Origin of the sequence: Meridianimarinicoccus marinus (assembly GCF_040689105.1) — a bacterium.
Taxonomy (GTDB): Bacteria; Pseudomonadota; Alphaproteobacteria; order Rhodobacterales; family Rhodobacteraceae; genus Meridianimarinicoccus; species Meridianimarinicoccus marinus.
The window spans coordinates 1-14312 of record NZ_JBFBVU010000035.1; the positions used below are offsets into that span (position 1 = coordinate 1).

Here is a 14312-nt window from a genome sequence, read left to right on the forward strand (position 1 = left end):
GCGTCGGCCCGACCCAAGGGCCGACCCTCTTCGATGAGGTGAAGCGAGCCGGATCATCTACGGCCGAACGGTAGGTCAGTGCCACGACAGCCCCGACTCCAGGTATCGTCATCAGGCGGCGGCAAACTGGATCGTTTTGGGCGAGCTGGCGCACCTGCTTCTCAAGGGTGGTGAGTTCTAGACGCAGGGCGGCTCTGGCTCGAAGCATTGGCTCTGTCGCAATTTCCAGCATGGGATTGCCATCCGCCAGTTCCCGAATGCGCCTTTCGAACTTGCCGCGAGAGATCGCGCCGACCCTCAGGCCAAAATTCCGCAGCAGTCCCCGCAGCGACATTTCCAGGGCGATCATGCTTTGCTGAACCGCCTTCCGGGCTCCGAGCACGGCACGGACCTCTTGCGCCGAGACGGACTTGCAATGAACTGGGCGGAACCAGCCAAGGTGAAGCAGGCGTGCGATCCCCTCGGCATCCCGACGATCCGTCTTGATCGGCATCGCCTTCAAGGCACCTTTCGCTTGGCGCGTTTCCATGAGGACAGCACCCAAACCCGCTTCCTTCAGCCCACGGTGCAGCCATTGTGACAACGGACCGGCTTCGAGGCCGATTGCGGCAATTCTGCCGTCCAGATCGCCCAGCCAGCGTACCAGCATCTCAGGTTCACTCGCTACTTCGGCCTCCTTGATGATCTTGCCATGCTCGCTGAGTACGCAGATTGCTGTCTTCGCCAGCGACACGTCCAGTCCGACAAACAGTCTCATCCCGTCGTCCTCCATATGGATCCAATACGGGAACGGCGACAGCTTGCCCCTGATCTTGCAAGCCATAACGGGCAGTGCGCGACGCAGGCCCCGTTACAGCATCTCATTGAGTTTCACAGCCAGTAGATGACGAGAGCGGCGAGTGCGATGGCAGAGCAGAAGACCTTTGGGCACCTGTCATACCGTGTTGCGACGCGACGCCAGTCCTTGAGCCTGCCGAACATGATCTCGATGCGGTTACGCCTTTTGTAGCGCCGCTTATCGTAGCGGACGGGTTTCTTGCGTTGCTTTCGGCCGGGAATGCAGGCGCGTATCCCTTTGTCCTGCAACGCTTCTCTGAACCAATCGGCATCGTATCCCCGGTCCCCGAGCAACCAATCGACGTCCGGTATGTTGCTGACCAGAGCCCGGGCACCAATGTAATCGCTAACCTGACCGGCGGAGACAAAGAAGTTGATCGGGCGGCCTTTGCTGTCGCAGATGGCATGCAGCTTGGTGTTCATGCCGCCAGTCCTCGGGAAAACGGTCCCCCGGACCGTTCCTGATCCTCGAACTCCGACCGATCAGGCGACCACGCCCCCCTTTTTCACGCCCAGGCTGGACGCCGTGCGATGTGCCTTGAGGTAAGTCGCATCAATCATGACTGTCTTCTTCTCACCGTGCTCAGCTGCCAGCCCGGCCATCATCTGCGCAAAGACCCCCTTGTCGCTCCACCGCTTCCAACGGTTGTAGAGCGTTTCCGACGTTTTCGCGGCCCCACTGGGGCCACGGTCGCCTTCAACTGTGCGGACCATATTCGCGCGGCGCGTCCCGCCATCTCAAGCCATTGCGATTGATGAAGATAATCCCGCTCAGCACTCGCCGATCATCAACGCGAGGTTTGCCGTGAGACTTCGGGAAATAGGGCTCAAGACGCGCCATCTGCGCGTCTGTCAGCCAAAACAAGTTACTCAACACGCCTCCTGAAGTTCAGGAACTTGAAGCAGCCCGGTGCGGCGACGGCAACCAAATCAATAGGTCCAGAGCCCAGGGCGGTATATCGAGATCGGAGTTCCGCACCCGGCGGCTGACCTGACCGCTTTGACGGGTCATCCCGCCCCGTTGCCTTCGATCCGCAACCCGGTTGACCGGTCGAAGACATGCAGCCGCTCTGGCGACAGGGCCAGGTCAACCGTATCGCCGGGGGTCAGGCGACGGCGCTCCGACATGCTGACATTCAGCATCTGGCCGTCCACCTCGACCGCAAGGATCAACCGATCGCCGGTGTTCTCGGCGCTGTCGACGCGCCCGGTGACATGGCCCTGCCCGCCTTGCACTATCTCCAGATGTTCGGGCCGGATGCCCAGGGTCACCTCCCGCGCCGCGCCTGTCGGGGCCGCCAGTTCCGTGCCGAGGGCCGCGACCCGTCCCGGGGCTGTTGCCGTGGCTTCGAACAGGTTCATCGGCGGGCTGCCGATGAACCCGGCCGTGAACAGGCTGGCCGGGTGATCGTAAAGCTCAAGCGGCGGGGCGAATTGTTCGATCCGGCCGCCGTTCATCAGCATCACCCGGTCCGCCATGGTCAGCGCCTCGACCTGATCGTGGGTCACGTAGATCGCGGTCACGCCCAGACGTTGCTGCAACCTTCGGATCTCACCACGCATCTGCACCCGCAGCTTGGCGTCCAGATTGCTGAGCGGCTCATCGAACAGAAACACCTTGGGTTCGCGCACGATGGCGCGGGCCATCGACACCCTCTGCCGCTGCCCGCCCGACAGGTCTCGGGGCTTGCGGTCAAGGTAGGGCGCCAGGTTCAACAGCGCCGCGGCCTCGTCCGAGCGCCGGGTGCGTTCCTCGCGCGACTGGCCCAGAACCTCGAGCGGGAACTCGATATTCTCGCGGACGGTCATATGGGGGTAGAGCGCGTAGGTCTGGAACACCATGGCGATATCGCGCTCTTTCGGGGTCAGATGGGTCACCTCGCGCTCATCGATGTCAATCTCGCCGGTGGTGGCGTCTTCCAGCCCGGCGACAATGCGCAGGAAGGTGGACTTGCCGCAGCCGCTTTCCCCCAGAACCGCGATGAATTCCCCGTCTGCGATCTCGATGTCCAGCCCGTGCAGAACCTCGACCGCGCCAAAGGCCTTGCGCAGGTTGCGAATACTCATGCGCGCCATGCTCACGCCTCCTTTTGAATGTTCAGGCCAAGCCGGCCAAAGGCTTCGGGGGGCGCGTTCTGCCGCGTCATTTCGGTGCACAGAAGCGCTGTCATCCGGTCTGTGATCGCCGCATCCTGCACAGGGGTCTGCTGCGCCGGGTCCGCTTCGATGTTGTAGAGCAGCGACTTGCTGGGCTCCATCACCGCAGGCCCATGCGACTGGAACCAGGCCGAGGACGGCGGGACCGGGACTTTCAGCACCGGAAAGCCCGCCGCAAAGTCAAGATCATCGGTCAGCGTCGCGGCGCCCAGCTCTTCCTGACCGAAAGGCACCAGCATGTGCGACGGCATGAGCGTGTATTGGTAGAGGCATTGTCCGAGCATGTCTTCGGGATAGCGGAAATACGCGTGGCACCCGTCGGTGACATTCACCGCGCCGCCGAAATAGCCGAAGATCACCGCCTCGTGGCCGGGGTCGCCCGGATCGGCCAATGCAGGCAGCAACGACCGGCCGCGCACAGCGGCGGGCATTTCGCAGCCAAAGGCGTCCAGAATGGTCGGCATCAGGTCGGGGGTCTGGAACAATCCGCCGTGGGCCGTTCCGCCGCGATGCGCATGGGCGGGGTGGTGGATGAACAGCGGAATATGCGCGATCTCTTGATAGGCGGGCATCTTGTTCTTGGCCCACCAGCCATGCTCTCCGGTCAGAAAACCATGATCGGTCGAGACGATCAGCATCGTGTCGTCCCACATCTCCAGCGCGTCCATCTTGTCCAGCAGCCGCCCGAGCTGTTCGTCGCAATGGGCCAGCAACGCCTTGTAGTTGGCGCGCATTTCGTCGGCCTCGGCCGCGCCCTCGGTGACCTTTGCATAGGGGGGCCAGTCACGAACGGGACCATTCCCGCCGGCGGCGAATTCCTCTTTCAGACGTTCCGGGGCATCGAAGGGCTCGTGCGGGTCAAAGGTTTCGATCTGCAGGAACCAGTCGTCGGCGGCTTGATTGCGGTCAAGGAAATCGCAGCCAAGGTCGAAGCACTGGACAGAGGAGAAATCTGCCTCGCTCAGCCGTTGGGACCGGTTGACCATGTTGTGATAGCGCATGTCGCCCGGTCGGTCGCTGAACTGGGCCGGGTGATAGGCGGCGCGCCAGTCCTCGAGCGGGGGCACAAGATCGGCCTTCCAGCGGTCGCCCTCCTGCCCGCGCACAGCCTCGAAACTGCTGAAGGCATTCAGGTAGCCGGCGCCGCCGACCTCAAGATAATGGTAGTGATCGGTGATCATGTGGCTGTAGATGCCTGCCTGTTTCAGCACCTCGGTCATGGCCACGTCGAAGGGTTCCAGCGGTCCCCAGCTGCGGTGCAGGAAGTTCAGCCGCCCGGTCTGCAGATCGCGGCGCGCGGGCATGCAGGGCAGTGAGCCGACATAGTGATTGTCGAACCGTACCGAGCGGTCCGCCAGCCGCCGGAAATTGGGCGTTTCCATCTCGGTGCCGCCATAGGGCTCAAGGTAATGGCGGTTCAGGGTGTCGAAGAGGACAAAGATCGCACGCATGGGGGTCAGGCTTTCGGAAGAATGGATTGGGGTCGCGCAAGCGAGATGTCGAGGGCGAAATCGCGGCTTTCGCCCGGTGCCAGCAAGGGCAGTTCGCCGGCCTGATCGGCCGCCTGACGGGAACGATGCACCGTCGTGCAAGGCTCGATCCCGGCCATGTAGTATCCCGCCCCCCGCAGCCGCAGCAGTTGCAGGCACGGCAGGGTTGCCACATCGAAAGAAATCGACAGTTCAAGCCCGCGCCGGGGGTTGATCAGGCGGCAAGTGGCCAGACCCGGCCCCTGCGGGCGATGTACCGAGATCTCGGACTGGTAGCTGTCGGACGGCGGGCCAAAGGGCGCGCGGGGATCATGCGGCAGGCTTTGCCACAGCTCCTCGGCCGGGCCGGGAACCAGACGGCTGTCGGCATCGACCAGCGGAAACCCGAGGTTGAAGTGATAGAGCATCATGCTGGGCGCCGGATGCGGCCCGATATTGTCGACCCGGTCGCGGAGGCGCAACTCGGTGCCACCCAGCGGTATTTCGATCCGCCGCCGCAACCGCAGCGCGCCGCGAAAGGTCATCGATTGCACCACCTCGCCCTCGCACCACAGATACGGCGTCGGACCCTCTTCGGACAGCCCGTGACCGATCAGCCGGGCGGGCTGCTGCGCGCCGTGGCCGTGCAGCGGATAGGCGATCTGGTCGCCGGGATACAACGGCAGATCACGAGCCGGAAGGGTCTCGGGCTGGCGGATGTGGTCGAACCCGCAGGTCGACAGAAAGCCCGACAGCCCCCGCAGATATCCCTGCCCGCCATCGCCCTGCGAGTCGATCAGCGCCGGGTGACGATCGCCGTTCGGCGTGTGCCAGGACAGGGTTTCCCCGTCCTGCGCCAGACGGCCGATATCGAAGGTCCGGTCGACGACGATTTCCGCATCCAGCCCGCCGCCCGACCGCATCTCGATGATCCGCAGCCCGCGCGCCGGTCCGTCTTCAAGCGTCACCAGCCGCGTGCCGGCATAGGCGTCGAGGCTGGCGTGGCGGCGGCGCAGGGTGGTCATGTCGGGCACCGGGCTCATTTCACCGCCCCCGCCGTCAGGCCCTTCACGATGAAGCGCTGGCAGAAGATCAGCACCAGCAGGGCCGGGATCGCCGAGAGCACCGACGCTGCGGCCATCTGGGTGTACTTGATCTCGTTCTCCTGCGCGAATTTGGCGATGCCCACGGGCACGGTCGCGGATTGGTTGTTGGTCAGCGCCAGCGCCACGGGAAACTCGTTCCACGAGAAGATGAAGATCAGGATGCCCGTCGACACCAGCCCCGGCATCATGATCGGCACCACCACGCGGCGCATCAGCCGGACAAAGCCCGCGCCATCGACCACGGCGGCCTCTTCCAGCTCGTTGGGGATTTCGCGCAGGAAAGACGACAGCAGCCAAAGCGCCATCGGCAGATGCAGGGTGGTGTGCGCGAGGATGACGGCGGTCAGCGAATTGGTCAGGCCGACCAGCCGGAACACCTCGTACCAGGCGCCGGCCAGCGTGACCGGCGGCACCAGGTTGAACACCACGGCCCACAGCAGGAACAGGTTCACCACCGCGCGCGGCCAGCGCATCCGCAACAGTGAATACCCGGCCAGAAACCCCACCCCCAGCGCGATGATCGTGCTGACCGAGGCCACGATGACGGAGTTCATGAAATTGCGGGTGAAAGTCGAGGTATTGCCAAACAGCACCTCGGAATAATTCATCGCCACCGGCTTGAAGGTGACGGTCCCCATCAAAAGCGCGATCTGCGTTTTCAGCGAGGCAAGTGCTATCCACAGGAACGGCGACAGCGTCAGGACTGCGGCGGCGACCAGCGCGCCATGCAGCAAGATGGTCACGGCGCGACGTGACGTGAAACGGCGGGGTGCGACACTCATTGGCTTTTGGCCTTCTGGCGGGTCATCGCGACGCCGATGACAAGCGCGACAAGAAACATCACGAAGACGGACATGGCGGCGCCATAGCCGGCGCTGTCCTGAACGAAAAACCGCTGGTAGATCGTGAAACTGATCACCTGCGTCGAGGTGCCGGGCCCGCCGCCGGTCAGCAGGTAGACCTCGTCAAATACCTTGAACGCTATGATGGCGCGGAACACGAAGGTGGTGAAGATCGCGGGCCAGAGCAGCGGCAGGGTGATCCGGCGAAAGGTGCGCCAGGCCCCGGCGCCATCGATCTGCGCTGCCTCGAACACGTCGCGCGGCAGGGCCTCGACCGCGGCCAGCAGCAGCAGGAAGGAAAACGGCGTCCAGTGCCAGACATCCACCGCGATCACCGACCCCAGCGCCAGCGACGAGGACCCCAACCAGTCGACGGGTCCAAGGCCGAACAGGCCGAGCGTCTGATTGATGATACCGAACTGGGTGTTGTACATCAGCTTCCAGATCGCGCCGATAATGATACCGGGGATCAGGATTGGCAGCAGGAACAGCGTGCGGTAGATCCTGGCGCTGCGTCCCAGCCGCGAACAGATCAGTGCCAGCGCCAGCCCGATGCCGACCTGCAAGGTGGTGGCCACGGCGACAAGGATCAGCGTGTTGAGGATGCCCGCCTTGAACAGCGCATCTTCGGCCAGCGCGCGGTAGTTCGACAGCCCCACCCAGTCCCATTGCGCATGGCCTTCGACCCAGGTGACCTTGGCGAAGCTGAGCGCCAGCAGATTGGCCAGCGGCAGCGCCGACAGAAGGACGAGGAAAAGAAGCGCCGGCAGGACGGTCATCATCCTGACCGGGCGGCTGGCTTTGACCGTTGCCATTGTCATGTCCAGTAAGCTTGGCCCCCGTGCCGGCGTGCGGGGCGCGGGCGGGCCGGTTTCGGACGGGCCGCCGCAAAGGGCGGCCCGTTGGGATCAGTCAGCGGGGTCTGTTCGGATCAGTCCGCCAGATCGGGCAAACGACCGGTTTCATAGCCTGCATCCTGCATGATCTTCTCGATCTCGGCAGCCATTGAGTTCAGCGCCTCCACCGGTCCGATCTCCCCAGCGACGGCCCGGTTGAGGCCCACCTCGGTCACGGCCACGATCTCGGCCCCTTCCGGGATCGTCCACATCCGCCGCGCAGTGGGCAGCGCTTCGCGCATCACCGGCATGTAGCGGTTTTCAGGCTTTTCCGAGAACGCCCCTTCATAGGCCGCGGCACTGATGGGCGAGCCGCCCATTTCCGCATAGGCCACCTGCGTTTCGGGCTGCTGGAACCAGTCGAGGAAGGCCAGCGCGGCCTGTTTGCGGCCATCGGGAATGTTTTTCGGAATGCCGCCCAGCCAGTGACCGATTGCCGGCGCGCTTTCGCCGCCCGACGCATGCGGCAGGTTCATGTAGCCGATCTTGCCGACCACAGCCGATTTGTTGGGATCGTCCATCTGCGACTGTGCCGCCACGGGCAGGATCGCATGGGCGGCCTGACCGGTAACAAGGTACTGGATCAGCGTCGCCTGATCCATGGAAGCCGGGTTCGGCGGGCCAGCCTCCTGGGCGATCTGCAGGTACATCTTCAAGGCCTCCAGCGCCTCGGGGCTGTTCAGCGTCACGAAGAAATCGCCGTTGCCCTCGTCACGAAACAACGCTCCGCCATAGCTGTTCAGATAGGGCCAGTAGTCCCAGCTGATCGAAATGGTGGCCCGCGCCGCGCGCTGCATCATGCCGACGATGTTTTCGGCCTCCTGAATGGTCTTGGCATTGGCCAGAAGCTCCTCCCATGTCTCGGGAATGGCCAGACCGTGCTTTTCATACAGATCGGCGCGATAGAACATCATGGTGATGTTGGGATTGACCGGGATGGTCAGCAGATCGCCGGTTTCCGCATTCACCGTATTGGCCTCGGCGTCGTACCACAGCGTGTCATCGAAGGTGTAGACCTGCGGATCGAGGCTGAAATCGGCATCGATTTTTGTCAGCGGTTCCAGAAAGCCGCCCTGGTACATCTCGGGATAGAAGATCCCGTTGACGATCAGGATGTCATATTCGCTTTCCGCAGCACGAACGGCATTGCGCTGTTTTTCAAGACTGCCGGCATAGGGGTTCACGTCCAGCGTGGCGGTATTGCCGGTCTGCTCCTGATAGAGATCGACGATATTGGCGAACCCCTGAAGCCAGGGGGACTGGTTGATGACGATATTGATTGGTTCCTGCGTCTGTGCCCGGCTTTCCGGTGCGACAAGGACGGCAAGTGATGCCGCGACGACAAACGAGATTGCCCGCGGCGTGATCGGCATGGAGCCCATGGTTTCCTCCCTTGAAACTGCGGCCATGGTGCCCGCTTCAAGGTAAAACTACTAACTTCTTTTCCATTGAGTTATACAGCTTTTGCTTATACCGCACGCATCGCGTTTTCCGGGGGCACCATGATCAACCTGCGCCAGTACAGCCATTTCATCGCCGTTCTCGAAAGCGCCAGCCTGCTGGAAGCCTCGCGCAAGTTGAACATCAGCCAGCCTGCCCTGAGCAAGAGCATCGGCGCGCTGGAAACCTATTACGACGTGGCCCTGTTCCGGCGCCTGCCGCGCGGGGTGCGGCCCACCGCCTTTGCCCTGACGCTGGAGCCCCACGCCCGGCGCCTGCTGCATGACGAGGCCGAGAGTCGGGCGGAAATGGCGGCGGTGGCCGCCGGTTCGTCGGGGACCGTGGCCATCGGGGTCGGGGCGGCCTTTGTCCAGGTCGCCAGCGACGCCATTCGCAACCTCGACCGCGAAGTGCCCAATGTGCAGTTCAAGGTCATCACCGACCACGCCCACAACCTGCGCCAGGCGCTTCTGGCAAACCGGATCGAATTCTATCTCGGGATGGCCAACAACGAGATGTCCGATCCCGCCTTCGATGTGGAGTTGCTGTTCGCCGATGCCTTTGTCGGCATTTGCGCGCCCCAGCATCCGTTTTCCGGCAAGATCGTCCCGCCCGAGAAATGTCTCGACAGCGAATGGATCGTTCCCGATCTGGAAGAGCCGGGTCGAGCCGCGCTCGACGCCCATTTCCTGTCGTCGCTGGGGCGCAAGCCGCAGGTCAAGATCACGACAAACGCCGACCAGTTGATCCGTCAACTTCTGTCCGGCACCCGCTACCTGAGCATTGCCCCCCAGTCGTCGATGACCATGCCGGGATTTCAGGACTTCGGGCATTTCCGGCTGCAGGGCTTCGCGTTTCGGCGCGAGGTCGGCATCGTCCGCCGGACCGGACATGTCAGCACACCCCTTGGCCGTCGGTTTTCGAAAATGTTGTCCACCGAATTGCAGGCGCAGGCCGAACCCTCGCCCCGGTAGGCCCGCCCGCACCGAAGATCGGCGCACGTGAAAGACCCAATGCCCCCGACACCGGGATTACGATATCCTGCGCACGCCTTCTTGCGGCGCGGATTGCTTGTATACTTCCCTTCGTGCCAGATCTGGCCGCCGCCGTCTTCCGAATGCCGGGCCACAACGTTTTTTCGGGCTGCAATGACGGCGTGCCAAGGGTCGGCATCCGGATGCGCAGGCACGTCGCAAGGAAGGATCACACTGATGACCGGCACGCAACCACCGACCCGGACTCTGCGAACCCTCGCCATCGTGGCAATCGGGTTCGGCCTGCTGACCGTGATCTCTGGAACCACCACCCTGCTTGGCGGCATCGACATGGGCGCGGTCGTGTCCTTCGTGCTCTGGTTCAACACCGTCGCGGGGATTGCCTATGTCCTGGCGGGCATCGGCCTGTGGCAAGGGCGGCCCTGGGCGCCACCGCTGGCCGTCGCCATTTTCCTTGCCACCCTGCTGGTCTTCGCCGGCTTCGGACTGCATGTGCTGCGTGGCGGCGCCTTCGAGATGCGAACGGTGCTCGCCATGACGTTTCGAACCGCGGTCTGGGGCGGGATCGCCCTTGCGGCGCGCCGCGGATCGGGCTGAGCTTTCGTTGCCAATGCCCTTTCCGGCTGTCAGCCGGTGCCGGTCCCACCACTCCGCGCTGCCATAGGCACGCGTGTCGTCGTCAGGACATTGCCCAATGTATCGACCACAAGGCGGACGCGGCGCACCCCGTCGCGCAGGGTCACGCGAAAACGGCCCGCGTCGTCACCCTCGCCGCGCTCGACCAGGCAGGTCATCGCCCCGTCCTGCATCATCCGCCGGATCTCCTCCGGCGCGCGGTCGAACAACCGGGCAAGATCGTCCGGGTCTGCCTCGAACCCGTTTTCGGTCGGTTCCAGTTTCATCGCTATTCCCCTGACTGCCCGGTCATGCTGTGGCCACCGACTCCCGCCCGGGCCGGGACAGCGCGATATCGGCGAGGGTGGAACGGTCGAGGTCGGCAATGAAGGCCGCCTCGGCGCGCCGCAGGCGGCCTTTCAGCCCGCAGCGGCCGTCGATGATGCAAGCGCCCTTGTCCGAGAAACACTCGACCAGCGCCTGGTCCTGCTCCAGCACGCGGACAACATCGCCCAGCCGGATCTGGTCCGAAGGCCGCGCCAGCATGGCGCCACCCCCGCCACCACGGCGCGTGGTGACGATCCCGGCCCGTGCAAGGCGCTGCACGATCTTGGTCAGGTGATTGCGCGACAGCCCGAATTCCTGGGCCAACTCGGCGGTGGAAAATCCGCGGTCGGGCGCGCTGGCCAGCCGCATCAGCGCGCGCAGGCCATAGTCGGTAAAGGCGGTCAGTCGCATCGGCGCTCCAATCGGTATTTGCAGTACTTATTGAATCGCGTCGCCCGGAATACAAGCACATTGTGCGACGGACCCCATGACACGCCTTTCGTGCAGGGTCTTCGTGCGTCCCCGTGCAGCACCCTGCCCTTCGGGGTGATCCACACTCCCAGTTGTGCCTTGAAGGAGCCTGCCCCTACCGACACGATCTGCTGATTGCCGGCTCCGGACCGACACGCCCAAAGCGGGATTCCAGCTTTCCATCCCCAAGGCGTGCCGCCAACCGCTACGGATTAACGCAACAGTCCCGAACGCTCCACGGGCAATTCCAGCACAAATCGCGCCCCACCCCCCATGGATTTGTCGAGCTGAATCGATCCGCCATGGGCTGCAAGCACCCGATGACAGAAGGCAAGTCCAACGCCGGTGCCCTTTCCATTTGATTTCGTCGTGAACAGCGGATCGAAAATTCGACCATGAATCTCCTTCGGAACGCCTGGCCCGTTGTCTGAAATGGTCAAACGAACCAGGGATTTGGTCTCCGCGAGGTCCGCCGATATGCGCACCTGATCGCCCACTGCAGAGTCGGCCATCGCTTGTTCTGCGTTGTTGAGCAGGTTCAGGATCACCTGCACGATCTGAACCTCGTCAACCATGACATCCGGCAATCTGTCGGACAGGGATACCAGCAACGCCGGCGTGGTGTTTTCGGAGTGGCTTTTGTGGGCATCGATTGCAGTCTCCACCAAATCGCCGAGGCTGCAGGGGGAGAGTTCCAGCGGTTGTTCGCGGGCCATCGACAGGAAGGTGCGAACGATCTTCACGCAGCGATCCGCGGCATCGCTCAACTTCGAGACCCGCTTCATTGCGCTTTCGTCCAACGGCTCCTCGCCCAGCATCATCGCGTTTCCGATCACCACGGAAAGCGGGTTGTTCAACTCGTGCGCAACACTTGCCAGAAGCTCGCCCAGGGCGGACATCTTTTCGGACTGGAACGCGAGATCCTTCTGGCGTTCCAATTCTGCCCGCATCGTCAACTCGTCGGTCAGATCCGTCATCTCTGCCACGACGACTTCCTCGTCCCGATAGTCGATCAGCCGCGCCGAGAGCGACGCGGCAAAGGCGGACCCGTCGCGGCGCCGACCGGTCACCCGCATGTCATCCACGCGGGCATCCGGCAGAAGGGCGGTGATGAAATCGGCCCGTTCCTCGACGTGCATGAAATGGTCGCGCATGTTGCGTGAGGTGCCCAGAAGCTCAGTCGCCGCCGGGGTCCGGTACAGGATCTGCCCGTCCCCGATCCGCGACATCGTGAGATTTGCCGGACAAGCTTCCAGCACCTTCGAGGTCATCAACTCGGCAAGGCGATCCGAGTCCGCCTCGGCGCGGTGGTCAAAGGTTTCCGACACCACGAGCGCAAAGCCGCCATTTGAAATCGCCTTGAGGCGGGCGGCGAAAGCCCTTCGGGTGTCTGTCGAGAATTCGATGGCCGGCGGATCGATGGATCCTTCCAGCATGAGATCTTCGGCAAGCCGCAGGGACTCGCAGACCTGTACGTCAAGCAGGGCGTGGCGCTCGGCCTCCAGCAGGAAGATGTCCCAGGTGGATCCCGGCGCCACGAATTCCCGGATGGCGTCGAACGTCTTCAGGAAGCTCGCATTGGACGCAACGATCCGCGCCTCTGCATCGAAGAACACGACCGCTTCCTCGAAAAGGTCGATGGCTTCCCCGATCGACACCGCCCCTGGTGGGTCTGGCGCTTCGGGCAGGCGATCTCCCAAGCCGGGTTTCACAATGTCCCCTGCGCCTCAGGAGCCGCGGTTTCGGTCAGCAGGAAAAGCCCTTCCTGAGGCGCGGGACGAGACTGCTTGGGAACCAGAGGCGCAAGGGTGAAACGGGAATCCAGCAGGTCGCGGATGCTGACATGGGCCGCAATCGCCATTGGCGGCGCCAGCACACGGGTGCGGCTGGCGCGCTCGACCGCCGGGCCGAAAACATCGTAAATGTATTTCTGAACGCCGACGACAGAGCCGATGACCGGACCCGATGCCAGCCCCAGTCGCGCGTTCCACTTGATCGGATGGCTCTCGTTGCGCCGCGCGAGGTACCGCAGGAAGCGCACGGCGGCATTCGCCACGGATTCGGAATGGTTCTGAACCGGGTCCGGCACCCCGGAAACGGCGAAATAGCTGTCGCCATTCGTGCGCACGCGTTCGCAGCCGAACTGTTCTCCGATCCGGTCGAACGCGGTGTAGATGTCATTGAGCTCACTGACGATAACCGCCGGGTCGTTGGCCTCAAGGATGCGGTCGAAATCCTCGAAATCCAGCGTCAGCACCGAGACGGAATCAAAGATCCGCGGCGCAACGACACCGAAGGACTTGTACTCCTCGTAGGCCGAGCGCGGCATCATGTTCAGCAGAAGCTTCTCGACCTGTTCCTTCTCGCGTTTGATCTCGTGCGTGTTGCGTTCCACCATCATCGAATAGGAGTCGATCATCGATTCCAGTTCCTTGATGCGGGTGATGTTCTGGCACACCAGCACCGCAATCCGCTCGGAGGGATCGTTGGTTCGGGTGAACTCCAGCGCCACGGTCATGCGCCGGCGCTTCAGCTTGAAGCTGGTTTCCGAAGTGAAACTTCCGTCGGTTTGCAGATGCGCCGCCAGGGCTTCGGGGTCCAGCGAGGGAAACAGATCCGCCACGCGACCGCTCGCCTCCGCGCCGCCGAACCACTCCAGGAACGTGTCGTTTCGGAACTTGAGCTCCATCGTGTCGAGATCGACGAGCGCCACGCCGACACCAATGGCGCGCAGCAACTGTTCATTGATGGCTTCGATGGACATGTCAGGCCTTGACCAGAAGGGTCCGCCGCGCCTCGAACGCCCCCAACACGGTCTGGATGTCTTCCGCGTCCACGTCGAATTCGGCAAGCGTGTCGTCCACAAGCGTCTTCAGCCGATCGAAATGGCTGTCTGCGATCGTCATGTTGCGGTGGGCCCGTTCGATATGCGTATCGGTAAACGAAGCCGGTCCGCCCATCAGGGACGCAACGAATTTGGTCTGGTGGTCGATCAGTTTCGGCATGTCCACATCGTCGAAAAACGGACCCAGATCGTCGTCTTCCAGAAGCTTTTCGTAGAGCGACATGACAATCCGGCTGACGGTCGAGAAGCCGCCATACTTGTCATAAAGGGTCTTTTCCAAAACTCTTCCCTCCATTTCACCAAGAATGACTG

At 62.9% G+C, this 14312-nt stretch carries 14 protein-coding genes and 1 pseudogene; 2 read left to right on the forward strand and 13 right to left on the reverse strand.

Annotated features, from left to right (window positions below; translation table 11 throughout):
• From AB0T83_RS17970 to AB0T83_RS18005, 8 genes and pseudogenes are all read right to left on the reverse strand, one after another.
• The coding region (locus AB0T83_RS17970) for an IS110 family RNA-guided transposase (protein WP_366194608.1) at nt 1–757 on the reverse strand (757 nt) is incomplete at its 3' end.
• A 113-nt stretch (nt 758–870) separates the two neighbouring features.
• Nucleotides 871–1711 (reverse strand): annotated as a pseudogene (locus AB0T83_RS17975) (IS5 family transposase).
• A gap of 134 nt (nt 1712–1845) precedes the next feature.
• The gene (locus AB0T83_RS17980; RefSeq protein WP_366194609.1) at nt 1846–2913 is read right to left on the reverse strand and encodes an ABC transporter ATP-binding protein; all 1068 of its coding nucleotides are present in this window, start codon (nt 2911–2913) and stop codon (nt 1846–1848) included.
• A 2-nt stretch (nt 2914–2915) separates the two neighbouring features.
• A complete protein-coding gene (locus AB0T83_RS17985; protein WP_366194610.1) occupies nt 2916–4445 on the reverse strand; it encodes a sulfatase in 1530 nt (509 codons plus the stop codon).
• Nucleotides 4446–4450: 5 nt separating this feature from the next.
• Nucleotides 4451–5506: an aldose 1-epimerase family protein gene (locus AB0T83_RS17990; protein ID WP_366194611.1), complete on the reverse strand. Its 1056-nt coding sequence runs from the start codon at nt 5504–5506 to the stop codon at nt 4451–4453.
• Nucleotides 5503–6351 carry a carbohydrate ABC transporter permease gene (locus tag AB0T83_RS17995; RefSeq protein ID WP_366194612.1) on the reverse strand — a complete coding sequence of 283 codons (849 nt, stop codon included), beginning with the start codon at nt 6349–6351 and terminating at the stop codon, nt 5503–5505. The genes AB0T83_RS17990 and AB0T83_RS17995 overlap by 4 nt, the downstream gene beginning before the upstream one ends.
• Entirely contained in the window at nt 6348–7226 is an 879-nt protein-coding gene (locus tag AB0T83_RS18000; RefSeq protein ID WP_366194613.1) for a carbohydrate ABC transporter permease, read from the reverse strand. The genes AB0T83_RS17995 and AB0T83_RS18000 overlap by 4 nt, the downstream gene beginning before the upstream one ends.
• A 116-nt stretch (nt 7227–7342) precedes the next feature.
• Entirely contained in the window at nt 7343–8716 is a 1374-nt protein-coding gene (locus AB0T83_RS18005) for an ABC transporter substrate-binding protein (protein WP_366194614.1), read from the reverse strand.
• Between the two features lie 39 nt (nt 8717–8755).
• Between AB0T83_RS18005 and AB0T83_RS18010 the strand changes: the two genes are divergently transcribed.
• Both AB0T83_RS18010 and AB0T83_RS18015 read left to right on the forward strand, forming a co-directional pair.
• Complete coding sequence (locus AB0T83_RS18010; RefSeq protein ID WP_366194615.1) at nt 8756–9721, forward strand: LysR family transcriptional regulator; 966 nt, start codon at nt 8756–8758, stop codon at nt 9719–9721.
• A 237-nt stretch (nt 9722–9958) separates the two neighbouring features.
• The gene (locus AB0T83_RS18015; RefSeq protein ID WP_366194616.1) at nt 9959–10339 is read left to right on the forward strand and encodes a hypothetical protein; all 381 of its coding nucleotides are present in this window, start codon (nt 9959–9961) and stop codon (nt 10337–10339) included.
• Nucleotides 10340–10368: 29 nt separating this feature from the next.
• Here the strand turns inward: AB0T83_RS18015 and AB0T83_RS18020 are convergent, their stop codons facing one another.
• The 5 genes from AB0T83_RS18020 to AB0T83_RS18040 all read right to left on the reverse strand — a co-directional run bounded on the left by AB0T83_RS18020 (nt 10369) and on the right by AB0T83_RS18040 (nt 14280).
• Complete coding sequence (locus AB0T83_RS18020; RefSeq protein ID WP_366194617.1) at nt 10369–10644, reverse strand: DUF6522 family protein; 276 nt, start codon at nt 10642–10644, stop codon at nt 10369–10371.
• A 22-nt stretch (nt 10645–10666) separates the two neighbouring features.
• On the reverse strand, nt 10667–11095 hold the full coding sequence (locus AB0T83_RS18025) for an Rrf2 family transcriptional regulator (protein ID WP_366194618.1): 429 nt from the start codon (nt 11093–11095) through the stop codon (nt 10667–10669).
• A 272-nt stretch (nt 11096–11367) separates the two neighbouring features.
• Nucleotides 11368–12813 (reverse strand): sensor histidine kinase, encoded by a 1446-nt coding sequence (locus AB0T83_RS18030; RefSeq protein WP_366194619.1) that lies wholly within the window; start codon nt 12811–12813, stop codon nt 11368–11370.
• Nucleotides 12814–12863: 50 nt separating this feature from the next.
• Nucleotides 12864–13919, reverse strand: coding sequence for an adenylate/guanylate cyclase domain-containing protein (locus AB0T83_RS18035; RefSeq protein ID WP_366194620.1), 1056 nt, complete (start codon nt 13917–13919; stop codon nt 12864–12866).
• Between the two features lies 1 nt (nt 13920).
• Nucleotides 13921–14280 (reverse strand): group I truncated hemoglobin, encoded by a 360-nt coding sequence (locus tag AB0T83_RS18040; RefSeq protein ID WP_366194621.1) that lies wholly within the window; start codon nt 14278–14280, stop codon nt 13921–13923.
• Between the last annotated feature and the right edge of the window lie 32 nt (nt 14281–14312).

Coding starts and splice junctions, on each gene's coding strand:
- AB0T83_RS17980 (WP_366194609.1), bottom strand. CDS start 2,913: ATGGCGCGCATGAGTATTCGCAACCTGCGCAAGGCCTTTGGCGCGGTC.
- AB0T83_RS17985 (WP_366194610.1), bottom strand. CDS start 4,445: ATGCGTGCGATCTTTGTCCTCTTCGACACCCTGAACCGCCATTACCTT.
- AB0T83_RS17990 (WP_366194611.1), bottom strand. CDS start 5,506: ATGAGCCCGGTGCCCGACATGACCACCCTGCGCCGCCGCCACGCCAGC.
- AB0T83_RS17995 (WP_366194612.1), bottom strand. CDS start 6,351: ATGAGTGTCGCACCCCGCCGTTTCACGTCACGTCGCGCCGTGACCATC.
- AB0T83_RS18000 (WP_366194613.1), bottom strand. CDS start 7,226: ATGGCAACGGTCAAAGCCAGCCGCCCGGTCAGGATGATGACCGTCCTG.
- AB0T83_RS18005 (WP_366194614.1), bottom strand. CDS start 8,716: ATGGCCGCAGTTTCAAGGGAGGAAACCATGGGCTCCATGCCGATCACG.
- AB0T83_RS18015 (WP_366194616.1), top strand. CDS start 9,959: ATGACCGGCACGCAACCACCGACCCGGACTCTGCGAACCCTCGCCATC.
- AB0T83_RS18020 (WP_366194617.1), bottom strand. CDS start 10,644: ATGAAACTGGAACCGACCGAAAACGGGTTCGAGGCAGACCCGGACGAT.
- AB0T83_RS18025 (WP_366194618.1), bottom strand. CDS start 11,095: ATGCGACTGACCGCCTTTACCGACTATGGCCTGCGCGCGCTGATGCGG.
- AB0T83_RS18035 (WP_366194620.1), bottom strand. CDS start 13,919: ATGTCCATCGAAGCCATCAATGAACAGTTGCTGCGCGCCATTGGTGTC.